Raw genomic sequence first — 24,946 nt, 5'->3', positions numbered from 1 at the left:
GCCGCCTATCCGGGGGGCCACTCGAGGCCGCGCCCGCCCAGGACGTGGGCGTGTGCGTGCCAGACGGTCTGACCGGCGCCGCTGCCGGTGTTGAAGACGATGCGGTAGCTCTCCAGCTCTTCCTCGTCCGCGATGGCCCGCGTCTCACGCAGCACGTCGGCGGCGAGTTCGGGCGCGGCGGCGGCGAGGGCGGCGGCGTCCCGGTGGTGCGCCTTCGGGATCACCAGTACATGGGTCGGCGCCTGGGGGTTGATGTCACGGAACGCGACGGTTGTCTCCGTCTCCCGCACGATCGTCGCCGGGATGCTCCCGTCAACGATCTTGCAGAACAGACAGTCGTCCTGAGGCTCCCCAGCCATACACCCTCCTCGACCTGACGATCACCTACGCAGGCATCGTATCCGCGCCCGCGCACCGGCGGGCAGTCGCGCCGCCCCGTAAGGCGGGCGGTCGCGCCGCCGCCCCGTCACCGCGGGCAGTCGTGCCGCCTGGGCGGCACGGGTGGGCGCGACGCCTGGGCGGCACGGGTGGGCGCGACGCCCCCGCAGGCACCGGGCCGCGCGGCCACCCCCGGCTCACGACAACGCCGGCGGCACCTTCGCCGGCGCGGTCTCCAGCGCGGCCAGCGCCAGCCGCACCGCCTCGTCCAGCTGCACGTCCCGCCCCGCCGCGTAGTCCTGCGGCCGCTGCACCACCTCCACGTCGGGGTCCACCCCGTGGTTCTCCACCCCCCACCCGTACCCCTCCAGCCAGAAGGCGTACTTGGGCTGAGTCACCAGGGTTCCGTCGACCAGCCGGTACCGGCTGTCGATCCCGATCACGCCACCCCATGTACGCGTACCGACCACCGGCCCGATCCCCAGCGCCCGGATCGCCGCGTTCACGATGTCCCCGTCGGACCCGGAGAACTCATTGGCCAGGGCGACGACGGGCCCCCGGGGCGCGTCCCGCGGATAACTCTCCGCCCGCATCCCCCGCGGCAGGTCCCACCCGACGATCCGCCGGGCCAGCTTCTCCACCACCAGCTGTGACGTGTGCCCGCCCCGGTTCTCCCGCACATCCACGATCAGCCCCTCACGCAGCACCTCCACCCGCAGATCGCGGTGGATCTGCGCCCACCCGGGCGCCTGCATGTCCGGTACATGGATGTATCCCAGCCTCCCCCCGGACTTCTCGAGCACATACGCCCGCCGGTCGGCGACCCACGCGTGATAGCGCAGCGGCTCCTCATCGGCGAGCGGTACGACCACCGCGTGCCGCGGCTCACCGCCCCCCGCGGGCGAGACGGTCAGCTCGACCGGCTTCCCCGCCGTCCCCACCAGCAGCGGCGCGGGGCCGGTCACCGCGTCGACCACCTGCCCGGCTACGGCGACGATCGCGTCCCCGGCCCGGACGGCAGCCCCCGGCGCGGCGAGCGGCGACCGGGCGTCCGGGTCCGAGGTCTCCGTCGGCAGGATCCGGTCGACCCGCCAACTGCCGTCCTCGTGCCGTGAGATGTCCGCCCCGAGCAGCCCCTGCCGCGCCCCGTCGCCGTACCCGCCGCGCGGGGTGACGTACGCGTGCGAGGTACCGAGCTCCCCCTGCACCTCCCACAGCAGGTCGACCAGATCGTCGTGGGTGGCCAGCCGGTCGAGCACGGGCCGGTACCGGTCCAGCACCCCGTCCCAGTCCACACCGCTCATGTCGGGACGCCAGAAGTTGTCCCGCATGATGCGGCCGTTCTCGTCGAACATCTGCCGCCACTCGGCGGCCGGGTCGACGAACTGGCGGACCCTCCCGAGGTCGACGGTGATGTTGGTGTCGCTGTCGTCGTCGCCCGAGGCACGCCGGTCGCTGGGTACGACCTTCAGCCGCCCGTCGGTCCACAGCAGCACCCGCTTGCCGTCACCGCTGACCTCGAAGTGGTCGGCGTCCACAGCCAGATGCTCGATGCGCTGCTGGGCGAGGTCGTAACGCTCCAGGTCGGTCTTGGGGTCGGGGTCGTCCGGGGTGGCCCTGGACGCGCCGAGCACGCCGCGCACCGGGTGCCGCAGCCACAGCACCCCGTCCTTGGCGGCGCGCAGGTTGGTGTAGCGGGCGGCCTCGACCGGGAACGGCACGATGCGGTCGGCGAGGCCGTCGAGGTCGATCCGGGTGGCGGGGGTGCCCTCGCTGTCGGGCGTCTCGTCCCGGTCCGGTGTCTCGAAGGGGCGGCCGTGCCGCTGCGGCCCGAACGGGGACGGGGTCGTCGCCGCGAGAGTGATCAGGTACGGACGTACGCCCTCGACGAAGGCCAGGTCGAAGACGTGCTCGTCGTAGACCGGGTCGAAGGAGCGGGTCGACAGGAACGCCAGGTGTTTGCCGTCGAGGGTGAAGGCGGGCGCGTAGTCCTGGAAGCGCAGCGGGGTCGCCTCGGTGACCGACAGGTCGGTGGTGTTGGCGAGGCGGAGCTGGCTGAGCGGACGCGGTCCGGGGTGGGACCAGGCCAGCCACGTGGAGTCGGGCGAGAAGACCAGTCCGGAGACATCGCCGTCCTCACTGCGGTCGACCTCGCGGACCTCGCCGGTCTCGCGCTCGACGAGGAGGAGGCGGCCGTCGTGCGAGGCGATCGCGGCGCGGCTGCCGTCGGGTGCCATGGCCAGTTCCACGACCCGGCCGAGCTGTCCGGCGGCGATCCGGCGCGGGGTCGCGCCGGGGGTGAGTCCGGTGGCGGGGGCGAACTCCAGGGCGTCGTCGCCCTCGGTGTCGGTGACCCACACCACCCACTCCTCGCCGTCCGCGCGGAACGTGCGCGGGCGCCGGGCCCGTACGCCCGGGGTCGCGGCGAGGGCGCGGGCGGGACCGGACCGGTGGGTGACCCAGTGGATCGTGCCGCGCACGCAGACGGCGCTGCCGCGCGCGGTGTGGTCGGGGGACGCGGAGCCGAACCAGCGGGCCGCCTTCACCGGGAACGGCTGGAGGTCCACGCGCTGGCCGCCGAGCCGGATGTCGAGCCGGCGCGGTTCGGCCCCGTCGAGGTCGTCCAGGATCCACAGTTCACCGGCGCTGGAGTAGACGACCCGGGTGCCGTCGGTGGCGGCATGGCGGGCGTAGAAACCTTCGAGGGGTGTGTGCCGGCGCAGGTCGGAGCCGTCGGCGAGGGAGGAGTACAGGGCGCCGGTGCCCTCGTGGTCGGAGAGGAACGCGATCCTGTCCCCCGCCCACAGCGGGTACTCGATGTTCCCGTCGAGGTCCTCGTGCAGCCGCACGAACTCGCCGTCGCCCTCACGGTCGATCCACAACTTGCCCGCGGTGCCACCCCGGTAGCGCTTCCACCAGGCGGCCTCGCGGCCCATCGGGGCGGACAGCAGCACGGTGTGCGGGCCCTGGGCGACATCACCGACGGGGCCGTGGGGCAGGGTGGCGGCGGGTCCGCCGTCGAGGGGGACGGCACGGGCCCAGGTGCGGCGCAGACTGGCCTGACCGTGGGCGCTGATCACGAGGACCCGGCCCTCGGCGGTCCAGCCGCGCACCTGGGTCTTGAGGCTCCCCCAGTGGGTCAGCCGGCGGGCGGGCCCGCCGTCGACGGGTGCGACGTGCACCTCGGGGGCGCCGTCACGGGTGGAGGTCCAGGCGACGGTGGTGCCGTCGGGCGAGATACGGGGCAGGGTCACCGGCACGTTGTCGGCACTGACCCGCCAGGCGCGACCGCCGTCGAGCGGGGCGAGCCACACGTCGTCCTCGGCGGTGAAGGCGACCAACTCGCCGTGCAGATGCGGGAACCGGAGATAAGCGGCGGATGCGACCGATGCGGGCTGTGTCACCCGATCACCCTATGCAGGCGCGGGCGGTCCTGGACAGAGGTTCCGATCACTTGCCCTCGACGGGACGACACGACGGGTACTGCTCGCACCACACGGTCGTCGTGACGGTCACGGTGACGGTGGGGTTCGGGCCGCGGTGCGTGGGTTCGCCGACGCGGGGCGGACTCTTGTCGTCGCAGTCGCCGAGTCCGTCGACGCGGAACACCTGTCTTCCGTCCACCTTCGCGGTGATGTTGCCGCGTACGCAGGCGCCGTTGACGGCGTGGGTGACCTTTCCGGTGACGGTGATCTCCTTGCCGTCCTGGGTCTCGCCCTGGCAGTCGACGGTGGCGACGGTGTCCTCGGTCGGGGTGGTTCCGCCCTTGCCGCTCTGGTCTCCCTTGTCGCCCTTGTCACCGAAGGACGCGGTGCAGCTGAGCCACCGCACGTCGGCCTTGCGCCGGTTGAGCTCGTCGGTCACCGCTTCGTCGGTCGTGAACGCGACGGCGGTGGAACCGAGTCCGCCGCCCTCGCATGCCGCGGCTCCTGCGATGGCGGCCACGGCGAAGGTGACGGCCAGTGCTCGCCGGCGCCGGCTGCGCGCCGTGCGCGGGAACCATTTCGTCGCGCTCATGGACGGCAGACTGCCACCGTCGGCGGCGGGGCGGTAGGGCGCATATGGCCACATGCTTCTTCCGCCCCCGCCGCCCCTTCCCGTCCCGAACCTGGGGCTCCGCCCCAGACCCGCTCCTCAAACGCCGGAGGGGCTGAAACTCAGTCCCTCCGGCGTTTGAGGAGCGGGGGGCCGGGGGCGGAGAAACCACTCCGGTCAGGACCAGCGCCCCGTACGCCCGAGCAGCAACGCCGCAGCCGCCGTCCCCGCCGTGGACGTCCGCAGCACACTCCGGCCCAGCCGGAAGGCCCGCGCTCCGGCCTCCTCGAAGACCGCCAACTCCTCAGGAGAGACCCCTCCTTCGGGCCCGACGACCAGCACGATGTCACCCGAGGCGGGGAGTTCGGCCGTCGCCAGCGGCTCGGTACCGCTCTCGTGCAGCACCGCCCCGAACTCCGCTTCGGCCAGAAGTGAGGCAACCCGCTTCGTCGTCGCCGCGTCCGCGACCTCCGGGAACCGCACCCGGCGGGACTGCTTGCCCGCCTCCCGCGCCGTGGCCCGCCACTTGGCGAGGGACTTCGCTCCCCGCTCGCCCCTCCACTGCGTGATGCACCGCGACGCCGACCACGGCACGACCGCGTCGACACCGACCTCGGTCATCGTCTCCACCGCCAGCTCGCCCCGGTCACCCTTGGGCAAGGCCTGGACCACCGTCAGCCGGGGGAACTCCACGGGCTCCTCGACCACTTCACCGAGCCGCACGATCAACCGGTCCTTGCCCTCGGCGGCGTCCACCTCGCCCTCGGCCCAGCGGCCCGTCCCGTCGGTGAGGACGACGCCCTCGCCGGCTCGCAGCCGCTTCACGGAGACGGCGTGCCGTCCCTCGGGGCCGTCGAGCACATAGCGGCCGGACCCGTCCGTGTCGAAGTCGTCGACGACGAACACCGGCGCGGTCATCGGGCGGCACCTCCCGAGGACAACGCCGTCCGCGCTGCGGCGAGTTCGGCCGCCAGGACCTCCACCAGCTGCCCGGCGGGCAGCTCCCGGGCCATCCGGTGGCCCTGTCCCGCCCACAGCGCCATGCCCTGTGGGTCACCGGCCTTGGCGGCGGCCTTGCGCAGCGGTGCGGTGAGATGGTGCACGTCCGGGTAGGCGGTGGGCGCGTACGGGCCGTGCTCGCGCAGGAAGCGGTTGACCAGGGCCCGGGCCGGGCGGCCGGAGAAGGCCCGGGTCAGCTCGGTGCGGACGTACAGAGGGCTGGTCAGGGCCTGCTTGTGCAGGGCGTGCGCGCCGGACTCGTGGGCGGCGACGAAGGCCGTGCCGAGCTGGGCCGCGGCGGCGCCGGCCGCGAGGACGGCGGCGATCTGGCCGCCGCGCATGATGCCGCCGGCGGCGACGACCGGGATGCCGACGGACTCCCGGACCTGGGCGACGAGGGACAGCAGTCCGATGCCGGAACCGTCCGCCTCCGGGATGTCCCGGTGGGCGCCCTGGTGGCCCCCGGCCTCGACGCCCTGCGCGATCACCGCGTCCGCGCCGGCCCGCTCGACGGCCCGGGCCTCCTCCACGGTCGTGGCGGTGACCAGCGTGTACGTGCCGGCGCGGCGCAGGGAGTCCAGCACCTCGCGCGTGGGCACACCGAAGTGGAACGACACCACCGGCACCGGGTTGTCCAGCAGGACGGCGAGCTTGGCGTCGAAGCCGTCGTCGCGACCGCTGTCCGGGTCACCGAGCTCGGTCTCGTACCAGGTGGCCTCGCCGGCCAGCTGGTGGGCGTAGACACCGACGGCGGCGGGGTCGGCCGTCTCCGGCTGCGGCAGGAAGAGGTTGACGCCGAACGGCCGGGCGGTCAGCCCCCGCAGCTGCTTGATCTCCTGGTACATCCCGTCCGCGGTCTTGTACCCGGCGGCGAGAAAACCGAGCCCGCCCGCCTCCGACACGGCCGCGGCCAGCTGCGGCACGGCGACACCGCCCGCCATCGGGGCCTGCACGATCGGGTGCGGGAAGAGATCGGTCGGTACGGAGGACATGACGGCATGTTGTCACGTCCCCCGACCAACTCCGAATCCACCCTTCCCCTTGGCATAAGCCACTTTTCGGGGAGGGCCGGAGGCGGGTCCCACCATCCGTCGAACGCGTCGGTCAACGCCCGTTGAACGCGTCCTTCAAACGCGAGAACAGCCCCTGCTGCCCCGGCTGGAACTGCCCCGTGGGGCGTTCCTCGCCGCGCAGCTTGGACAGCTCGCGGAGCAGGCGCTCCTGTTCGGGGTCGAGCTTGGTCGGGGTCTGGACCTCGACGTGGACGATCAGATCGCCCCGGCCGCCGCCGCGCAGGTGGGTGACGCCCCGGCCGTGGAGCGGGATCGACTGGCCGGACTGGGTGCCGGGCCGGATGTCGACCTCCTCCATGCCGTCCAGCGTCTCCAGCGGCACCTTGGTGCCGAGGGCGGCCGCGGTCATCGGGAGGGTGACCGTGCAGTGCAGGTCGTCGCCGCGCCGCTGGAACTGCGCGTGCGGGAGCTCGTGGATCTCGACGTACAGGTCGCCGGCGGGGCCACCGCCGGGGCCGACCTCACCCTCGCCCGCCAGCTGGATCCTGGTGCCGTTGTCGACACCGGCCGGGATCTTGACCGTGAGCGTCCGCCGGGAGCGGACCCGGCCGTCGCCGGCGCACTCCGGGCACGGCGTGGGGACCACGGTGCCGAAGCCCTGGCACTGCGGGCAGGGGCGGGACGTCATGACCTGGCCCAGGAAGGACCGCGTGACCTGCGAGACCTCACCGCGACCGCGGCACATGTCGCAGGTCTGCGCGGTGGTACCGGGCGCCGCGCCCTCACCGCTGCAGGTGGTGCAGACGACCGCCGTGTCGACCTGGATGTCCTTGGTCGTGCCGAACGCGGCCTCGTCCAGCTCGATCTCGATACGGATCATCGCGTCCTGGCCGCGGCGGGTGCGCGAGCGCGGCCCGCGCTGCGACGCCGTGCCGAAGAACGCGTCCATGATGTCGGAGAAGTTGCCGAAGCCACCGGCCCCGAAGCCGCCCGCGCCACCGCCGCCGGCTCCCGAGAGCGGGTCGCCGCCGAGGTCGTAGACCTGCTTCTTCTGCGGGTCCGACAGCACCTCGTAGGCGGCGTTGATCTCCTTGAACCGCTCCTGGGTCTTCGGATCCGGATTGACGTCCGGATGCAGCTCGCGGGCGAGCCGCCGGAAGGCCTTCTTGATCTCTTCCTGCGACGCGTCGCGGCGTACGCCGAGTACGGCGTAGTAGTCCGTGGCCACTACGACTCCGCCAGGATCTGTCCGACGTACCGTGCCACTGCGCGTACCGCTCCCATCGTTCCGGGGTAGTCCATGCGGGTCGGTCCGACCACGCCGAGCTTGGCGACAGCCTCGCCGCCCGAACCGTAGCCGACCGACACGACGGACGTGGAGTTGAGTCCTTCGTGGGCGTTCTCGTGACCGATACGTACGGTCACGCCCGGATCCTTCGCCTCACCGAGCAGCTTGAGGAGCACGACCTGCTCCTCGAGCGCCTCCAGAACAGGCCGGATCACGAGGGGGAAGTCATGTCCGAAACGGGTGAGATTGGCGGTTCCGCCGATCATCAGCCGCTCCTCGTTCTCCTCGACGAGCGTCTCCAGGAGAGTGGAGAGCACCGTCGAGACCGTACCGCGGTCCTCGGCCTCGAAGGCCTCCGGGAGGTCCTCCACCAGGCTGGGCACATCGCTGAACCGGCGGCCCGCGACCCGGCTGTTGAGCCGGGCGCGCAGGTCGGCCAGGGACGCCTCGCCGAACGGCGCCGGGCAGTCGACCATACGCTGCTCGACCCGGCCGGTGTCCGTGATCAGCACGAGCATCAGCCGCGCGGGCGCCAGCGCCAGCAGCTCCACGTGCCGCACGGTCGAACGGGTCAGCGACGGGTACTGCACGACGGCGACCTGCCGGGTGAGCTGCGCGAGCAGCCGTACGGTCCTGGCCACCACGTCGTCGAGGTCGACGGAGCCCTCGAGGAAGTTCTGGATGGCGCGCCGCTCGGGCGCGGTCATCGGCTTCACACCGGCGAGCTTGTCGACGAACAGCCGGTAGCCCTTGTCGGTGGGGATGCGCCCGGCACTGGTGTGCGGCTGGGCGATGAAGCCCTCGTCCTCCAGGGCCGCCATGTCGTTGCGCACGGTGGCCGGGGAGACGCCGAGGTTGTGCCGCTCGGTGAGCGCCTTGGAGCCGACGGGCTCCTCGGTGCCCACATAGTCCTGGACGATGGCGCGCAGCACCTGGAGCCTGCGTTCACTGAGCATCGCGCGCACCTCCAGTAGCTTTCCGCCCGGTAACGTCCCTGGCACTCTTCGCACGCGAGTGCCAGACTTCCCCGGCCCAGTGTACGGCCGGGGGGTACACCCCGGGCAAGGCCGGGGCCGTCCCGCTAGCGTCGACGCATGACCGTGATGTGGGAAGAATCGGGATGGGAGCAAGTGGCCCCCGGGGTGGGCCGGTGCCGGCTGCCGGTGTGGGACTGCACGGCGGGGCTCGTGGTGGGGGCGGACGGTGTGCTGCTCGTCGACGCGGGCTCCGGCCTGGGCGAGGGCGCGCGGTTGCGGACCGAGGCGCAGGCGCTCACGGGCCGTCGTGTGACACATCTCGCGCTCACCCATCCCCACTTCGACCACATCCTCGGGACGGCCGTCTTCGCGGGGGCGGAGGTGTTCGGCGCGGTGGGCATGGAAACGGTGCTCATGGCGCGCGGGCGCAAGGAGCTGCGCGCGGACGCGGTGCGGTGGGGGCTGGACGCGCGGGTGGCGGAGGAGGCGGTGGACGCGCTGGTCGCGCCGCGGCACGCGGTGTCCGGTGAGTGGACTCTCGACCTGGGGCCGGGCGCCGGCCGGCCGGTGCTGCTGGCGAACGTGGGCCCGGGGCACACCGCCCACGATCTCGCGGTCCTGGTCCCCGGTGACCCGGAGGTGGTCTTCTGCGGTGACCTGGTCGAGGAGTCCGGCGAGCCGCAGGCCGGCCCCGACGCCGTACCGGACCGGTGGCCGGCCGCGCTGGACCGGCTGCTGGCGCTGGGTGGCGAGGACGCGCTGTACGTCCCCGGGCACGGAGCGGTGGTCGACGCGGCGTTCGTACGGGCTCAGCGCGACGCCCTGGCGGCCCGTTTCGGCGTGTCGGAGTGATCACCGGGGCCGGGATCCTCGTATCGTCATCAGAATGCGCCAGTACTCCGCCGACCTGACCCCTCCGTGGAAGAAGCCGCAGCCTCCCGTTCCCGAGGTCGCGGCCGAGCCCGGCCTGGTGGTGGAGGAGCCCGGCACCGGCTTCTGCGGCGCGGTGATCCGCTGCGAGGCGGGCATGGTGACCCTGGAGGACCGCTTCGGCAAGCACCGGGTGTTCCCGCTGGAACCGCGCGGGTTCCTGCTGGAGGGGCGTGTGGTGACGCTGGTCCGGCCCGCTTCGGGTCCCCGGCGGCCCGCCCGTACGGCATCGGGGTCGGTGGCCGTCCCCGGCGCGCGGGCGCGGGTCGCCCGTGCGGGGCGGATCTACGTGGAGGGCCGGCACGACGCGGAGCTGGTCGAGAAGGTGTGGGGCGACGATCTCCGTATCGAGGGGGTGGTCGTGGAGTACCTGGAGGGTGTGGACGACCTGCCCGCGATCGTGGAGTCCTTCTCCCCCGGGCCGGACGCGCGGCTGGGGGTTCTGGTGGACCACCTGGTGCCGGGGTCGAAGGAGTGGCGGATCGCGCAGGCGGTGACGAGCGAGCACGCGCTGGTCGTCGGCCATCCGTACATCGACATCTGGGAGGCGGTGAAACCGGCGGCCGTGGGCATCGCCGGGTGGCCTCGGGTGCCGCGCGGGCAGGACTGGAAGACGGGGGTGTGCGCGGCGCTGGGCTGGCGGGTGGCGAACACCGGGGAGGCGTGGCAGCGGATCCTCGGCTCGGTGCGCTCGTACAAGGACCTGGAGCCGGAACTGCTGGGCAGGGTCGAGGAACTGATCGACTTCGTGACGACACCCGCCTGACAGCGTCAGTTGACTCGCCCCCGCCGCCCCTTCCCGGTCCCGTCCCCCGGGGGCGCTGCCCCCGGACCCCCGCTCCTCAAACGCCGGAGGGGCTGGATGTCAGCCCCTCCGGCGTTTGAGGAGCGGGGTCTGGGGCGGAGCCCCAGTGTCGGGACGGGAAGGGGCGGCGGGGGCGAGGAAACCCTCGGTCAGTCGACCAGGTCCCGCACCACCGCATCGGCGAGCAGCCGCCCGCGCAGAGTGAGCACCGCACTCCCCTCCCCGTACGGCCCCTCGGCCAGCAGACCGTCTCCGAGAGCACGGCGGGCCGCCTTCAGACCCTCCGGACGGAGCAGCGAGAGAGGAACCCCCTCCACCAGCCGCAGCTCGAGCAGAACCCGCTCGACCCGCCGGTCCTCGTCCGACAGGACCTCCCGCCCCGCCCCCGGCGACCGCCCCTGGGCCAGCGCTCCCGCGTACGCCCCCGGGTGCTTGACGTTCCACCACCGCACCCCGCCCACGTGCGAGTGGGCACCGGGCCCCGCGCCCCACCAGTCGGCGCCGCGCCAGTACAGCTCGTTGTGCAGACAACGGCCGGCGTCGGAGGTGGCCCAGTTGGACACCTCGTACCAGTCGAAGCCCGCCGCCGACAGCATCTCCTCGGCGATCAGGTACCGGTCGGCGTGCACGTCGTCGTCGGTCATGGGGACCTCACCGCGCCGGATGCGGCGGGCGAGCCGGGTGCCCTCCTCGACGATCAGGGCGTACGCCGACACGTGGTCCGGCCCGGCGCCGACCGCCGCGTCCAGGGACGCCCGCCAGTCGTCGTCGGACTCCCCCGGCGTGCCGTAGATCAGGTCAAGGTTGACGTGCTCGAAGCCCGCCGCCCGCGCCTCGGCGACACACGCCTCCGGGCGGCCGGGGGTGTGCGTGCGGTCGAGCACCTTCAGCACATGCTGCCGCGCGCTCTGCATGCCGAAGGAGATCCGGTTGAAGCCGCCGGCCCGCAGGGTCGCGAGGTAGGCCGGGTCGACCGACTCCGGGTTCGCCTCGGTGGTGATCTCCGCGTCCGCCGCCAGCCCGAACTCCTCCCGGACCGCGCCCAGCATCCGTACGAGATCGTCGGCCGCCAGCAGCGTCGGCGTACCCCCGCCGACGAACACCGTGCGGACCGGTCGCGGATCGTCCCCCAGCACCTTCCGCGCCAGCCGGACCTCGTCGATCAGGGTCTCGGCGTAGTTGTCGCGGGAGGCCAGCACCCCGCCGCTGCCGCGCAGCTCGGTCGCGGTGTAGGTGTTGAAGTCGCAGTAGCCGCAGCGGGTCGCGCAGTACGGGACGTGCAGGTAGAAGCCGAGGGGGCGGCCGGCGGCCCCGGCGAGCGCGGACGCGGGCAGCGCGCCGTCGGCGGGGACGGGCTCGCCGTCGGGGAGTGCGGAAGGCATGTGCTCCATTGTCCCGCACCGGCCACGTCACTCCGCCTGGAGCACCAGCAGGGCGAGATCGTCGGCGGGCGGCCGCGCTCCGAACTCGTGCACGAGCTGCGTGATCCGCTCCGCTATCAGTTCCGCGTCCATTCCCGCGCATCCCGACAGGGCCGTGGCCAGCCCGTCGCCGTCGTCGAACTGGCGGGTGCCGGAACGCCGCTCGGTGACCCCGTCGGTGACGCAGAGCAGGGTGTCGCCGGAGTACATCTCGAAGGTCTCACTGGTGTACGTGGCGTCCTCGATGACCCCGAGCAGGGTCTGCGGCCGGGCCACGGCACGGACGGAGCCGTCCGGGTCGAGCAGCAGCGGCAGGGGGTGTCCGGCGGAGGCGAGGGTGCAGCGGACACCGCCGGCGAAGGGGACGAGTTCGCCGTAGAGGAGGGAGAGGAAGCGGGTCTGGGGGCCGTCACCGGGGGCGGTCGGGCGGGCGCCCGCGGCCACCAGTGCGCGGGCGGCGGCGTCGGCGGCCTCCGTGGCGTCGTCGAGGAGGAGCTGGTTGAGGCGGTCGAGGACGTCGGCGACGCGGTAGCCCTCGCGGGCGAGCAGCCGGAGCCAGGGCCGGGCGAGCCCGATGACGACGGCGGCCTCGGGGCCCTTGCCCTGGACGTCCCCGACGGCGAAGCACCAGCGGCCCTGGCCGGCCGGGAAGAGGTCGTAGAAGTCGCCGCTCGGTCCGCCCTTGTCGCAGGGCTCGTAGACGAGGGCGCTGCGGACGCCGGGGATCTCGGCGACGGCGCCGGGCAGCAGGCCGCGCTGGAGCACCGCGCTGATGGTGGCCTGCCGGGAGTACTGCCGGGCGGCCCCGATGGCGAGCGCGACCCGTCGGCCGAGGTCCTCGACGAGGCCGGTGATCTCGTCGGGGAAGCGGCCGATGCCGCCCCGGCCGATGACCAGCGTGCCCAGTGGGCGTCCGCCGGCGACGAGCCGGTAGGCGAGGGCGGTACCGGGAGTGGGGGCGGTGGGGGTGCCGGGGTCCTGGTCGTCGGCGTCCGGGGTGTCGCGTGCCCGGTCCGGCCACGGGTAGGGGGCGGGGCCGGCCCCCAACGGGTCGCCCACCGGCGGCGGTTTCCGTTCCAGGGCCCGGCTCAGTTCCTCGATGCGGTCCTCGCCGGCGTGCCAGACGCGGGCGAGGCGGGGGCCTCCGGCCCGGTCGGCCCCGTTCCAGCCGCCACGGCCGGTGGTCTCGTCCTCCAGCCACACCGCGCACCAGTCGGCGAGCCGCGGCACGATCAGCTGCCCGGTGAGCGAGGTGACCAGGTCCTCGTCGAGCTGCCCGGCGAGCAGGTCCGAGGCCTCGGCGAGGAAGGAGAGGGCGCCGCGTCCCAGCCAGGTCCCGTCCCGCCCGGGCCGCCGGGCCAGCCAGTCGTCGCCGTACGAGCCTCCGCGCCCGGTGTCGCGGGCGGGTCCGGGCGCTTCCCCGCGGCCGGGCGTGCGTCGTGAGCCCGGCGGGTCGAGTGCGTCCAGGGGGTCGGGGGCGCGCTGTTCCGGCCGGGGCGGCTCCGGCGCGAGGATCTCCGCCACCCGCAGATCGCGTGCCGGCGTGCGGTCCTCCGCGTACGCCTCGATCCGGTCGTCCGCCGAGCGCCCCCCGGCGGCCAATCGCGCCCACACCGTCTTGACGCCCGGACGGTAGGTGATCCCCCAGGCCTCGGAGAGCGCGGCGACGAGGCGCAGGCCGCGTCCGTACTCCGGGGGTTCGTGCACCGGCGCCTCCGGCTCGTTGCCGCGCGGCGCGCGGGAGGGGTGCCGGTCGGCGACCTCGACGACGAGTGTCCCGGTCGCCTCCTCCAGCCCGCACGTCAGGCGTACTTCGGTACCGGCGTGCACGACGGCGTTGGTGACGAGTTCGCTGGCGATCAGCGTGGCGTCCTCGCCGACTCGGCCGGTGAGGTGGCCGGCGCCGGGCAGGGCGAGTTCCGCCCACTCGGTGAACGCCTTGCGCAGCACGGCACGTGCGGTACCCGGTGCGAGAGGGCTTCCGGGCAGGGGAACGTCCACCCACGCGCGCTCCCGCGTGCCGGGGGCGCACGAGGTGGTCTCCCGTTGGGTCGGAATGGCCCTCATGGGCAGCTCCCCGGGCAGTTCGTACGAAGAGAACTTCGATCGCTGCCGACAGGGTGACAGAAAGGCCCGACCCGTAAGCGGTGAGTCACCGAAGTGGACCGTCAGGGGTGAAAACAGTGCTACGTACGTGTTCAGGAGCGAAGAGAAACTCGACCCGTTCCGAACATTCCCGCACCGGGCCGGGGACCGACGGCCCGCCCGGAGGCGGCCTCCGCCTCGCCGCCGCACGCACCGGCCGCAGCGGAACCCCCTCCGGGCTTTCGTCGGGCAGGGCCCGGGTCCCGCGTCAGCCGAGCAGGGTCTCCCCGATCCAGCCGTCGGCGGCGCAGCCCGGCGGGGCGGCGAAGACCGCCGAACCGATCGGGGTGGTCCACTCGTTGAGGAGGTCGGACTCGGCCAGGCCGCGCTGGATGGGCAGGAACTGCTCGCCGATGTCGCGCTGGAACGACGCGAAGAGCAGCCCGGTCTCCGACCGCCCGTCCGCGGCAACGGCGTCGTCGTAGTTGTACGGCCGGCGGAAGATACGCCGCCGGTCCTCTCCCACGTGGGCCCGCCGTATGTGGGCGTGCTCGGAGATCACCGGGAAACCGAGGTCGTTCCTGGCGCCGAAGTCGGGGTCGTCCTTCTCCGCGGTGCCGGTGAGCGGCGCCCCGGTTCCCAGCCTGCGGCCGATGGTGAACTCCTTGGCGCCGGTGTCGACGGCGTCCCAGGTCTCGAGCTCGATGCGGATCCTGCGCAGTACCAGGGTCGTACCGCCGTCACTCAGCCACCGCGGCCCCGCGTCGGTCCAGACGATCTCCGAGAAGACGTCGTCGTCCAGGTCCGGGTTGGCGGTGCCGTCGAGCTGGCCCATGAGGTTGCGCTGGGTGACCCCGTCGTCCTCGATGCCGCGCCCGCGGCGGAACCCCCGCTGGGTCCAGCGCAGCCGGGCGAACGCCCTGGCGTCCTTGATCAGCATGCGCTGGGCGTGCGCGACGGTGAGCGGGTCGTCGGCGCAGATCTGGATCAGCAGGTCGCCACCGCTCCAGCGGTCCTGCAGCCGGTCGATGCCGAACCGCGGCAGCGGTTCCAGGGAGGCCGGGCGCTGATCGTCGACACCTGCCGCCCCGAACAGCCCGGGCCCGAAGCCGAAGGTCACGGTCAGCCTGGCCGGCAGTACCGCGAGTTCGGGTTCGGTGTCGGCCAGGGCCGGCTCACCCCGGGTGAGCCGGGCGGCGTCGTCGGTGAGCAGCCGCATCATCCGGCCCAGGGCCGCGCGGTCCGTGCCCGGGGCCAGCTCGAAGCCGAGGAACACGGCGTGGGACTGGGCCGGGGTCGCGATACCCGCCTGGTGTCTGCCGTGGAAGGGCACGGTCTCCTGTCCGTAGGCGGCGGTGACGGTCCGCGGGCGCCGGCCCGCGTCGCCGCCGTCCACGGTGGCGCCGCCACGCTCCACGGCGGCGGTGACCCCGGCACCGGCGAGGGCGCCTGTGACGGTGAGCGCTCCGCCGGCCAGCACCCTGCGGCGGCTGACGGGCGGGATGCGGTTCTTCTCCATGGCGGGCGGTCAGCCCCTCTTCATGTCGGACATGCCGGAGTCCTTCGTATCCGGCGTGCCGGAGTCGTAGTTCTCCTTGCCGCCCGCGAACTCCTTGGCGACGGCGGTGAACTCGAGCGTCCGGCCGTCCTTGAAGGTCAGGGTGACGGGGATCTCGTCACCCGGCTTCACGGCGCTGGCCAGCCCCATCAGCATCAGGTGGTCACTGCCCGGCTCGAGTGCGTGGCTGCCCTTGGCCGGAATGACGAACCCGTCCTCCTTCGGGCGCATCACCATCTTGCCGTTCACGTCCGCCACCTCGTGCAGCTCCGTCCTCCTGGACGCGCCGGAGGTCGCGGACACGACGGTGATGCCGGCGTCGGTGCTGTTGACCAGGGTCCCGAACGCCCCGGTCATGCCGGACTCGGCGGCCTTCACCCACGGGTCCTCCATGGTGACCGGCGCGGCGGTGGCGGCGGTCTTGCCGGGTGTCGCGGTGGCGGAGCCGGCCGGGCGGGACGCGGACGAGTCGTCCGAGCCGCAACCGGCAAGGGTGATCATCCCCAGCACCGCGACCGCCGAGGCGGCGAGGACGCGCGGTCGGCGGGTTCCGCGGGTGATGGGGCTGGTGGTGGCGCGCATGATTCGTCGGCCCTCCGGCTTCGCGTTCGGCAGTTCGGGCAGGTAGTCGTGGCGCACCCGCCGGAAGTTCCCGGACCCTTGCAAAAGGCCTTCGGGGAACTTTCCGCGTGCGGGATCCGACGTACTGGTCCGTGAAGCGCCGAAGCGATTCCCCGTTCCCGCCCGCCGGGCCGTCCACGACCGTCCGCGCGTCCATGCCGACGGCCCCTGCGTCCGCGCCGCCTGTGCAGGCTTCCGCGCCGGCCGGGTACACGCCCGTGCCCGCGCCGATGACCGAGTCGGCCACCGCGTCCCGGCACGCCGGGAGGGTGCCGACCGTGCTCCCGGCGGCCGTGCCGGTGCTGCTCGCGCTGCTCGCGCTGCTGCTGGTCGTCGCGGTGGCCGCGCCGGCGCGGGCACACGCGCGGCTGGTCGGGTCCGACCCGGCGGAGGGGTCCGTGGTGTCCCGGTCCCCGGCGTCGGTCACGCTGACCTTCGACGGGCCGGTCAAGCAGCAGTTCACCAGCATCGCGGTGTCCGGCGTCGACGGTGTGTCGTACAGCGACGGCACGCCCGGCGCGGTCGACAACGGCGTGGAGCAGAAGGTGAAGGCGCTGCCCTCCGGGGAGATCGTCGTCACCTGGCGCACCGTCGCGGCCGACGGGGCTCCGCTGCAGGGCCGTTACACCTTCACCAACACGGATCCGGCGGCGCCGACCGTGTCACCGGCCCCATCCGCACCGCAGGGTACCGCGGGCGGGACGCCGTCGGCCGGCCCAGCCACCGCGCCCCGTGCGGGCGGGGCGGGCGACACGGCCGCCGACGACGGCGACGCGCCGGCATCGGCCCCGTGGCTGCTCATGGGAGGAGCGGCGCTGGTGGCCGTCCTGGTCCTGCTGGGCGTGCTCCTGGTCCGGTCGGTACGCCGTCCGTGACGGGCAGGCGCACCGGCTGGTTCGTCAGCATCGACGGGCCCAGCGGAGTCGGCAAGTCCACGACGGTCGAAACCCTGCACTCCCTCCTCGCCGCGCAGAAGCGGCCGGCCACGAGGACCGTCGAGCCGACCATGACGGCGCTGGGCATGTTCACCCGCTCCCACGCCGACGAGATCCACGGCCTGGCACGCGCCTGCCTCGTCGCCGCCACACGCTACGAGCACGTCGAGAAGGTCATCGATCCCGGACTGCGCGCCGGCGAGCTGATCGTCAGCGACCGCTATCTGCCCTCCGCCCTGGTTCTGCAGCAGCTCGACGGCGTCCCCGTCGAGTTCCTCGTCGACGTCAACCGGCATGTACCCATGCCGGACCTGGCCGTGATCCTCACCGCCGCGCCGGACCTGATCGCACGGCGCATCGCCAAGCGCGGCGTCACCCACCGCTGGCACCTCGACCCCAGCGGCCCAGGCCGGGAGGTCGACCTCTACCGGGAAGCGGCCGCCCACCTCATGAGCAGAGGTGTCGAGGTGCTTCTTCTGGACAACAGCGCCTCCACCCCATCGGACGTAGCCCAGCGAATCGCCGACGCCAAACCGTCCCTGCCGCTAGCGTCGGTCCCCCAGCCCCGCCCCAGCAACCCCCCAAGGAACATGAGCGGACAACCAGCCACACCCGTCATCGACACCCACGTCATCCTCCGCGACGGCGACAAGATCCTCTTCTCCCAGCGTGGTGGCCCCTACGGCTACGGTCGGTGGCACATGCCCTCGGGGAAGCTCGACCGGGGCGAGCCCCTGCCCGCCGGCGCGGCCCGTGAGTTGTTCGAGGAGACGGGCATCGTCGTCGACCCGACGAATCTTGAACTCGTCCAGGTCGTGCACCACCGCCAGGACGACGAGGTGGAGCGGATCGGTTTCTTCTTCGCGGCCGAGGATTGGGAGGGGGAACCCGTCAACAAAGAACCGGAGAAGTGCATCGCACTCACCTGGTTCACCGTGCACGAACTCCCGGACGACATCATCGAGTACCCGCACGAGGGCCTGCTCGGGTACCTGAACGACACCGGCCCTCTCACCTCGCACAACTGGCGGTAGGCCGGCCACCGGCCGAGGGTGAGGCGGCTTCGTCCGCGTCGGCGATGTGAAGCGGTGCGGCACAGTCCAGCCAGGTGACAGGGGACCGGTGCTCCGCATGGTCCGGTGCGGACTTCGGTTCAGACGCGGGTGCCTCTCCTCCAACGTGGCCGACGGGGCGCGACGGGCCCTCGGGCCGCGGGGCTCGGGGCAGGAACCGGGGCCCAGGTCTGGGCGGTGATGTGCCGATGGGCGGCGGCGTCGAGGACGGCGCGGCTGGTGTCCATGCCGATGGCGGAGGCCGTGGCCAGCAGCATCTGTGCTGCAGCCTGCTGAGCAGCGCAGACCTGTTGGAACGAGGTGCGGAGGCGCTCGAGCTGATGGTCGTGGAGCGGGTAGAAACGGTACGGGTGGCCGGCTGGGCAGTGTTCGGGGCCGTCGGTGAGGAGGCGGTGTTTCGATGGCCGTCACGGCCCGGGGCGCGGATACCGCGATCCGCCAGTCGGCGACGGTGAGGCTGTACACGGTCTGGGCCAGTTCGGCGACGCCGCCCGAGTCGGCCACGATGTCCGCCGCAGGCCTGGTGCGGGGAGGGCCACCTCCTGAGTCGGGGTCCCAGTCTCCGCCGAACAGCGAACGTCCCGCACGAAGGACGGACGCACGGGCACCCCCGGCGGCAGCGCTGCCGCGGTGAACTCCTTCGGCTGCTGCAGGGAGTGGACCGGTGCGAGGTCGGTTTCGGTGGGTGAGGTGTTGGTGGTGAAGTCGCCGCGGGAGCGGCCGTGCGAGGTGCGCAGGGTCTCGCTTCCGGATCCCGTCCGCCGACGGGAACCGGAAGCGGCTTCTCCGTTCGCCGTGTCCGGGCGGCGACCCTCACCGGCTCGGGTTACGCGGCGGTCTCCGCCGACCGCAGCAGCCCGGCCATTTCCTCACGCGCCCGCGCCACCCGGGAGCGGACGGTGCCGATGGGACAGCCCACCAGTGTCGCGGCCTCCGCGTAGGGCAGGCCCATCACCTGGGTGAGGACGAAGGCCTCCCGTCGCCGGGCGTCCAGAGCTCCCAGGAGGTCGAGGAGCGCGACTCCGTCGTCGAAGCCGGGCAGCCCCGTCTGCTGGGCGCACTGCGCCCGCTCGGCGGGCACCCGCCAGTCCTCGGCGTCGGCGAGCCGCGGACGGGCCGCGGCCGCGCGGTAGCGGTCGACGACCACACGGCGGGCGATGGACAGCAGCCAGGTACGCGCGTACGAGCGGCCGGCGAAGCGCGGCAGCCCGGTCAGCGCCCGCAGGTACGTCTCCTGAGCGAGGTCGTCGGCACCCTGTACGTCGGCGCAGAGATGGGCGACGAAGCGCCAGACATCGCCGTGCGTGGCGCGCACGAACCGGTCGATCGCGTCCCTGTCGCCGCCTCGGGCGGCCAGCGCCCATCGGGTGATCTGCTGGTCGTCGCGCACGGCGGGGCCCGGGAGCGGGTCCCGTCTGAGGGCAGGGGTCATCGTCGGTGCGGTGGTCATCACAAGGTTTCCTCGCGGATGCGTGGTGAGCGGCACACCGTCGGGCCGTCGGGCCCGGGGTACCGCGGGGCCATGGGCCGGCGCACGCGGGACGTGAGACGTCGGACATGCGACGCGTCACGGGCGCGCCGGTACTCCGCCCGTCACCGAGGAACCGTGAAGACCGCGGGACGGGCGGTCAGCAGCAGACAGGGAGGCGCGGCGGGCCTCTGCGGGAGACGCTGTGGAGCAGCGGTGACCTGCGCAGCCGCTGTGCCCGCGGTGCGGTGACGATCCGGTCGGGCGGGAGGCCGGGCGCGGTGCGGGCCACGGCCAGGCGGGCGCGGCGCAGCGGCGCGAAGACGAAGGCCGCGAGCGCGCGGCCGAGCCGGAACGCGGCCGCCTCGCCCCGCCACAGCCACAGTCCGCAGAACAGGGCGGCCAGGGTGTGCGCCAGCACCATGCCGGTGGTCCAGCCGTGGGCGGACGAGGCACCGGACATGGGCATCGTGTGCATCGCGTGGTCCATGCCGGCCATGCCGGCCATGCCGTGGCCGTGTGCGCCGCCGGTCCCCGGCGCGGATCCCAGGGGGGACGGCGCGTGAGCCAGGCTGAACAGGCTGTGGAGCACGAACTGGGTGATGATCGTCGACCCGGTCACGGCGGACGCCCCGCGTTCCCGGCCGGTCAGCCACCACGCTCCCCCCGTCGCCGCGGCGAACGCGCCGACGACGGTCCACGCCGAGGGCGCGGCGCCGGACATCATGGAGTGCCCCAGAGCCGTCGTCACCACGCACACCGCCGCGAAGATCGCGGCTCGCGCGAGACGGAAACCGGGCCGGGTGGTCATGTCCGGCATGGTGCCAGCTCTTCACTCATACGGACGCACAGGGGTCCGTCAGAGCACCCCTGTGCGGGCTCGTCATGAGTCTCGCCCGCCGCCGTCCTTGCCGTAGAGGGAACGATGGCACTCGTCGACGACGATCAGGGCGAAGGACTCCGGCGGGACGTTCGCGTCGTAGCCGACGGAGATGTCCACGGCCACGTCGTAGGACTGGAGATCTTTGAGCCTGCCGGCCTGCCGGCCTGTTGGGGCGTTGGGCTGCGGCTTTGCCCTCACGCGACTCACCCGGCAACTCCCGCCGTAAGCAGGGGGAAGCGCGCGGAATGATCACCGCTCAGCCGTCCGGCGCCGAGGGCGGGCAGGGCGGGAGGGGCGGGCGGTCCTTCGTGCGGACCGCGGGCAGCCACGCGCGGGAGCGGGTGTGCGGCAGCGCGATCCGGAACCAGCTGTCGGAGCGCAGGTCCTCCTCGTCGGTGATGGGGACCCCGCCGTCCAGCCGGCAGTCGGTGCGCAGGACGTCGCCGTGCCACACCCGGGTGGGGACCACGTTCTCGGCCGTGTACGCCTCCCGGGGGTCGACGGCCAGGCCGAGGCTGCACTGCGGGTGCCGGTCGGCGCGGTCCTGGCAGCCGCGCTGGGCGTTGAACACCTCGACCCGTTCCGGAGGGCCGATCGCGGAGCCGTCCTCCCGCCCGGCGTGCGTCAGGGTGGCCGCGCCCACCGCGCACATCGACACCGCGAGGAGGGCGGTCCGCGCCCGGCTCCGCGGGCGTCGGGGCGCGCCGCCGGCGGCGCGGCGGCGGCCTCGGGCCCGGTGCGCCGTGATCCGTACGAGCAGGCTCTCGGCGGTGTGCGCGGCGCGGGCGGCGTGGGTGGGGGCGAGGCAGTCGGCGACCAGCTCCCGCCAGAAATCGGGCACCGCGGCGTCCATGCGCAGGGCGGCGCGCCCCGCGGCGTACTCCTGCACGGCGGCACCGCGCGCCGCCGGGGTGGCGCCGGGGAACGGCGAGGCGCCGGACGCGAACACCTCGTGGATCACGACGCCCAGGGCCCAGATGTCCGCGCTCGGCCTGATCTCGACGCCCCGTTCGCCAAGTGGTGCCCTCCAGCGCTCGGGCGGGAGGTAGTCCAGGGTGCCGGCAGGTGGGGCGTACCCGTGGGTCCCGGTCACCTCGGTGGCGAGCCCGAAGTCCGAGAGTCTCACCGAACCGTCCTCGGCGACGAGGATGTTCTCCGGTTTGAGGTCGGCGTGCACGAGGCCGTTGCGGTGCAGGTGAGCCAGCCCTTCGCAGATCCCGGCGATCAGCCTGCCGCCCTCGGCCCCGGTCGTCCCGGCGTCGATCAGGTCGCGCAGGCTGCACCTGCCCCGCTCCATGACGAGCACGATCGCACCGTCGAGCAGGGGATGTTCCGGGGCTCTGAGGACGACGGAGTCCAGCAGCCGGATGATCCCGGGATGTGCCGCCCTGCGGCCGAGTTCGAGCTCACGCCGGGCGGTCTCGGCCACCGCCCGGGCCTGGCGCGGCGCGAGTCCCGCGGTCGGCATCACCTTGAGCGCGACGGTGTCGCCGGCCGGATCCGTGTCCCGGTGGCGGCGCGGGTGGGCGTCGTCCTCGGCGTCCGGGTCCGAGGCTTCGCGTCCGGCGTAGACGACCGCCCAGCCGCCGGACCCGATCGGCTCGGTGACCTCCCAGCGCCCCACCCGGTGGCCCGGCGGCAGCAGTTCGGTCCGGTCGCTGTCCCACAGGGCGCTCCCTCCGTGTGCCGGAGACACGGCGCCTAGCATCCCCGTCCGGCCGGTTCGGCCGTACGGGCGGGCAGCAGCGCGAGGTGCTCCTCCCGTACGATGCCGAACCTCAGGGCCACGGTGACCACGGCCTCGCGCTTGCCCTTGCGGCGGACGCCCCGGTCGGTCCCGGACGGGGCGGGAGCACCGGTCCTGAGCTTCTCCTCGGCCAGGTAGTCGATGTGCGAGCTGACCGCGCGAGCCGTCAGTCCGCCGTACACGGGGTGCCCCCTCAGCCGCTCGACGACCTGCGGGGTGGTCGGCACCGCGACCGGTGAGCTGTCGCGCAGCCACGGTTCGCAGAGCGCGACGAGGACCAGGAAGTACGCCGCCGTCTCGTCCAGCGAGTACGCCGTCACCGTGCGGCTGCCCGCCGGGCCGACCGTGGCTTGCGGGTCCAGGTAGATGTGGTCGGGGGCGAAGACCTGGAGGGAGACGGTGGTGTCGCGGCGGGTGGGCAGCACCACCCGGGAGAACTCGAAGGGGATGGGGGCTCCGACGCGCCGCGGCGGCACCCGCAGGTACTCCCCGGCCCCTTCCGGGTTCTCCACGAGACAGCTGGCGGTGGTGCTGTGGTTGCTCAGCTGCCAGTGGTCGGCGGTCGCGACGATCTCCCCGGCCAGCCGCGAGATGGCCGCGTCGGCCAGACGGATCTCCACGGGAACGTCCGGGGCACCCCGTCCGAACCGCGCGCGCTCCCCCGGGCCCAGCCGCAGGGTCACCGCGCCGCCGCGCGCCTGCCCGGCGACGTGGCCACCGCCGCCCTCCGGCAGATGGACGACTATGCCGCTCACCGCGCTCCCCCTGCTCCACATGCCCGACACTCGTCCCGCACATGCCTTACGCAGCGGATGTTACCCCGTGGTCAGCCCCGCCCACCGTGGGTAATCCGGCCACCGGTGACCGGATCACGCCGGTGGGCGGCCGGCCGGGAGGGGACGGTTCCGGAAAAGGGGCCGGGAGCGGGGCGCACGCAGAGGGAGGGCGGGAGCGGGCGGCTCCGCGACGTCACCGGAGCGGTGGGGGCGGGAACGGGCGGCTCCGCGACGTCACCGGAGCGGTGGGGGCGGGAACGGGCGGCTCCGCGACGTCACCGGAGCGGTGGGGGCGGGAGCGGGCGGCTCCGCGACGTCACCGGAGCGGTGGGGGCGGGAGAGAGCGGCTCCGCGACGTCACCGGAGCGGTGGGGGCGGGAGAGCGCGGCTCCGCGACGTCACCGGAGCGGTGGCGGGGCCGGGAGCGCCCCGGCGTGCGTGGTGCGGCGGTGGAGACCGGGAAGCACGTGAGGCCCCTTCTTCTCGGATCGGAAGTCGTCTCGGGAACGGGGCACACCCGGTACATCCGGAGGGCGTGGTGAGTGGTTCGGACAGCCGAGTCCGGCCCGGCGGTTGACCACGGGCCGCGCGCCGCGGGGCGGCCCCTCGGGGGGTGAGGGCCGCCCCCGCGGCAGGGCTGGTGGGGCCGGCTGGTCAGGCCTTGCGGAGCCGCGCGATGATGCCGTCGATGTCCCGGCGCATCAGATCGTGGCGGATGAAGTGCCCGCCGGCCGGCTCGTGCCACTCGTGCGGGATGCCCGCGCTGCCGAGGAGCCCCCGGAACTCCCGTTGCCCGGCGAGCACCTGGGTCTCGTTGACGGTGTCGAACCAGTTGACGGGGTCGGGGCTGGTGCCGGCGACCAGGAAGACCCGCTTGTGGCGGTAGCTCTCGATCCGCTGCACGGGGTTGTCGGCGCTCACCCGGGCCTCGTCCCACAGGGGTGCGCCGTAGACCGTGCCGCCGCCCAGCTCCACGGCCGCGGAGGAGACGTTGGCCCAGTGGGTCACCAGGCCGAAGTCGCGGCGCAGGCTGGCCGGACCCGAGTGGGAGCTGACGGAGGCGAAGTGGCCGAAGTACTTGGCGGCGTACTTCAGCGCGCCGAAGCCGCCCATCGAGAACCCGGAGACGGCGCGACCGTCGTATTCCGCGTACGTGCGGAAGTTCGCCTCCACCCAGGGCAGCAGCTGGTGGATGTGGAAGTCCTCCCAGTTGCGGGGGCCCACGTTGGTGCTGACGGGGTTGGAGTACCAGCCGGCCTTGCCGCCGTCGGGCATCACCACGATGATCCGCTTGCCCGCCGTCCACTGCCGGATGCCCTCGCGGTCGAAGGTGATGAAGTCCTGGCCGTCTCCTCCCCCGTGGAAGAGGTAGAGGACGGGATACCGGCGGCCGCTGTAGTGGTAGTCGTCGGGGAGGAGGACGTTCACCCCGGGGTTCCAGCCGATCGCCGCGGTGCGGAAGCGGTAGTACCGCATGCGCGGGTCCGCCTCGTTGCGGTCCACGATGGTCAGACCGGCGGCGTTGCCGACCGCCGCGGCGGAGGGCGCCGCCGCCAGAACCCCGCCGGCTCCCAGGGCCATGGCGGCCGAGACGCCTCCGGCGGACTTGAGGATGCTTCTGCGCGTGGGGCGGTGCGGGGTCAACGTGGCCTCCCGGGTCGCGGCTGTGGTCCGGGTGGTTCCGGTCCATCGGCGCTTCGGAAGGTAGCGGCGGGACGCCGGCCGAAGAATCCGGAACGTTACGGACTGACAGCCGCGGCCGTCTCGGGTAGGGAGGAGGACGGAACGGAAGCGCGGTCCTGCCGGCCGCGTCCGGGCCGGAGCCGGTGGAGCCGCCGGCGGGTCCCTGCGGACGGCGCGGGGGGCGGGGGGGGGGGGGGGGGGGGGGGGGGGGGGGGGGGGAGTGGGGGGGGGGGGGGGGGGGCCGCGCGGCGGGCCGCGGTACACACCACTA

General features: G+C 73.4%; 21 protein-coding genes. 4 read left to right on the top strand and 17 right to left on the bottom strand.

Going from position 1 to position 24,946, the window contains the following annotated elements:
• Positions 1 to 5: 5 nt before the first annotated feature.
• From ACZ5C2_RS02995 to hrcA, 7 genes are all read right to left on the bottom strand, one after another.
• The gene (locus ACZ5C2_RS02995) at positions 6 to 359 is read right to left on the bottom strand and encodes a histidine triad nucleotide-binding protein (protein ID WP_468785899.1); all 354 of its coding nucleotides are present in this window, start codon (positions 357 to 359) and stop codon (positions 6 to 8) included.
• 216 nt (positions 360 to 575) lie between these two features.
• A complete protein-coding gene (locus tag ACZ5C2_RS02990) occupies positions 576 to 3,782 on the bottom strand; it encodes a S41 family peptidase (RefSeq protein WP_468785897.1) in 3,207 nt (1,068 codons plus the stop codon).
• 46 nt (positions 3,783 to 3,828) lie between these two features.
• Positions 3,829 to 4,395 (bottom strand): hypothetical protein, encoded by a 567-nt coding sequence (locus ACZ5C2_RS02985; RefSeq protein WP_468785895.1) that lies wholly within the window; start codon positions 4,393 to 4,395, stop codon positions 3,829 to 3,831.
• A gap of 195 nt (positions 4,396 to 4,590) precedes the next feature.
• A complete protein-coding gene (locus ACZ5C2_RS02980; RefSeq protein ID WP_468785893.1) occupies positions 4,591 to 5,331 on the bottom strand; it encodes a 16S rRNA (uracil(1498)-N(3))-methyltransferase in 741 nt (246 codons plus the stop codon).
• The gene (locus tag ACZ5C2_RS02975) at positions 5,328 to 6,404 is read right to left on the bottom strand and encodes a nitronate monooxygenase (RefSeq protein WP_468785891.1); all 1,077 of its coding nucleotides are present in this window, start codon (positions 6,402 to 6,404) and stop codon (positions 5,328 to 5,330) included. Before ACZ5C2_RS02975 ends, ACZ5C2_RS02980 begins: the two co-directional genes overlap by 4 nt.
• Positions 6,405 to 6,516: 112 nt before the next feature.
• The gene (gene dnaJ / locus ACZ5C2_RS02970; RefSeq protein WP_468785889.1) at positions 6,517 to 7,653 is read right to left on the bottom strand and encodes a molecular chaperone DnaJ; all 1,137 of its coding nucleotides are present in this window, start codon (positions 7,651 to 7,653) and stop codon (positions 6,517 to 6,519) included.
• Positions 7,653 to 8,669, bottom strand: a complete 1,017-nt coding sequence (hrcA, locus tag ACZ5C2_RS02965) for a heat-inducible transcriptional repressor HrcA (RefSeq protein WP_468785887.1) — start codon at positions 8,667 to 8,669, stop codon at positions 7,653 to 7,655. Before hrcA ends, dnaJ begins: the two co-directional genes overlap by 1 nt.
• Before the next feature lie 138 nt (positions 8,670 to 8,807).
• Between hrcA and ACZ5C2_RS02960 the strand changes: the two genes are divergently transcribed.
• Together ACZ5C2_RS02960 and ACZ5C2_RS02955 are read left to right on the top strand one after the other, a co-directional pair.
• A complete protein-coding gene (locus ACZ5C2_RS02960; protein ID WP_468785885.1) occupies positions 8,808 to 9,542 on the top strand; it encodes an MBL fold metallo-hydrolase in 735 nt (244 codons plus the stop codon).
• Between the two features lie 34 nt (positions 9,543 to 9,576).
• Entirely contained in the window at positions 9,577 to 10,386 is an 810-nt protein-coding gene (locus tag ACZ5C2_RS02955; protein WP_468785883.1) for a DUF3097 domain-containing protein, read from the top strand.
• Positions 10,387 to 10,574: 188 nt separating this feature from the next.
• Here ACZ5C2_RS02955 and hemW read toward each other — a convergent pair whose 3' ends face one another.
• The 4 genes from hemW to ACZ5C2_RS02935 all read right to left on the bottom strand — a co-directional run bounded on the left by hemW (position 10,575) and on the right by ACZ5C2_RS02935 (position 16,128).
• Positions 10,575 to 11,807, bottom strand: coding sequence for a radical SAM family heme chaperone HemW (hemW, locus tag ACZ5C2_RS02950; protein ID WP_468785881.1), 1,233 nt, complete (start codon positions 11,805 to 11,807; stop codon positions 10,575 to 10,577).
• 27 nt (positions 11,808 to 11,834) lie between these two features.
• Positions 11,835 to 13,913 (bottom strand): SpoIIE family protein phosphatase, encoded by a 2,079-nt coding sequence (locus tag ACZ5C2_RS02945; protein WP_468785879.1) that lies wholly within the window; start codon positions 13,911 to 13,913, stop codon positions 11,835 to 11,837.
• 286 nt (positions 13,914 to 14,199) lie between these two features.
• Positions 14,200 to 15,450 carry a Dyp-type peroxidase gene (locus ACZ5C2_RS02940; protein ID WP_468785877.1) on the bottom strand — a complete coding sequence of 417 codons (1,251 nt, stop codon included), beginning with the start codon at positions 15,448 to 15,450 and terminating at the stop codon, positions 14,200 to 14,202.
• Between the two features lie 9 nt (positions 15,451 to 15,459).
• A complete protein-coding gene (locus ACZ5C2_RS02935; protein WP_468785874.1) occupies positions 15,460 to 16,128 on the bottom strand; it encodes a copper chaperone PCu(A)C in 669 nt (222 codons plus the stop codon).
• 200 nt (positions 16,129 to 16,328) lie between these two features.
• Between ACZ5C2_RS02935 and ACZ5C2_RS02930 the strand changes: the two genes are divergently transcribed.
• Together ACZ5C2_RS02930 and ACZ5C2_RS02925 are read left to right on the top strand one after the other, a co-directional pair.
• A complete protein-coding gene (locus ACZ5C2_RS02930) occupies positions 16,329 to 16,985 on the top strand; it encodes a copper resistance CopC family protein (protein ID WP_468785872.1) in 657 nt (218 codons plus the stop codon).
• Complete coding sequence (locus ACZ5C2_RS02925) at positions 16,982 to 18,079, top strand: NUDIX domain-containing protein (RefSeq protein ID WP_468785870.1); 1,098 nt, start codon at positions 16,982 to 16,984, stop codon at positions 18,077 to 18,079. Before ACZ5C2_RS02930 ends, ACZ5C2_RS02925 begins: the two co-directional genes overlap by 4 nt.
• Before the next feature lie 865 nt (positions 18,080 to 18,944).
• On the opposite strand, the gene ACZ5C2_RS02920 is transcribed toward ACZ5C2_RS02925, so the two are convergent.
• The 6 genes from ACZ5C2_RS02920 to ACZ5C2_RS02895 all read right to left on the bottom strand — a co-directional run bounded on the left by ACZ5C2_RS02920 (position 18,945) and on the right by ACZ5C2_RS02895 (position 24,636).
• Positions 18,945 to 19,568 (bottom strand): sigma-70 family RNA polymerase sigma factor, encoded by a 624-nt coding sequence (locus ACZ5C2_RS02920; RefSeq protein WP_468785868.1) that lies wholly within the window; start codon positions 19,566 to 19,568, stop codon positions 18,945 to 18,947.
• Positions 19,569 to 19,746: 178 nt separating this feature from the next.
• Positions 19,747 to 20,397 (bottom strand): hypothetical protein, encoded by a 651-nt coding sequence (locus ACZ5C2_RS02915; RefSeq protein ID WP_468785866.1) that lies wholly within the window; start codon positions 20,395 to 20,397, stop codon positions 19,747 to 19,749.
• A gap of 72 nt (positions 20,398 to 20,469) precedes the next feature.
• Complete coding sequence (locus tag ACZ5C2_RS02910) at positions 20,470 to 20,667, bottom strand: hypothetical protein (RefSeq protein ID WP_468785864.1); 198 nt, start codon at positions 20,665 to 20,667, stop codon at positions 20,470 to 20,472.
• Between the two features lie 58 nt (positions 20,668 to 20,725).
• On the bottom strand, positions 20,726 to 22,165 hold the full coding sequence (locus tag ACZ5C2_RS02905) for a serine/threonine-protein kinase (RefSeq protein ID WP_468785862.1): 1,440 nt from the start codon (positions 22,163 to 22,165) through the stop codon (positions 20,726 to 20,728).
• Between the two features lie 5 nt (positions 22,166 to 22,170).
• Complete coding sequence (locus ACZ5C2_RS02900; RefSeq protein WP_468785860.1) at positions 22,171 to 22,971, bottom strand: serine/threonine protein kinase; 801 nt, start codon at positions 22,969 to 22,971, stop codon at positions 22,171 to 22,173.
• A gap of 675 nt (positions 22,972 to 23,646) precedes the next feature.
• Positions 23,647 to 24,636: an alpha/beta hydrolase gene (locus ACZ5C2_RS02895; protein WP_468785858.1), complete on the bottom strand. Its 990-nt coding sequence runs from the start codon at positions 24,634 to 24,636 to the stop codon at positions 23,647 to 23,649.
• Positions 24,637 to 24,946: the final 310 nt, after the last annotated feature.

The sequence above is a fragment of the Streptomyces sp. NPDC031365 genome (assembly GCF_055569765.1).
Note: the sequence above shows the minus strand (reverse complement) of the source record. Positions and strands in the feature narration are given on the sequence as shown.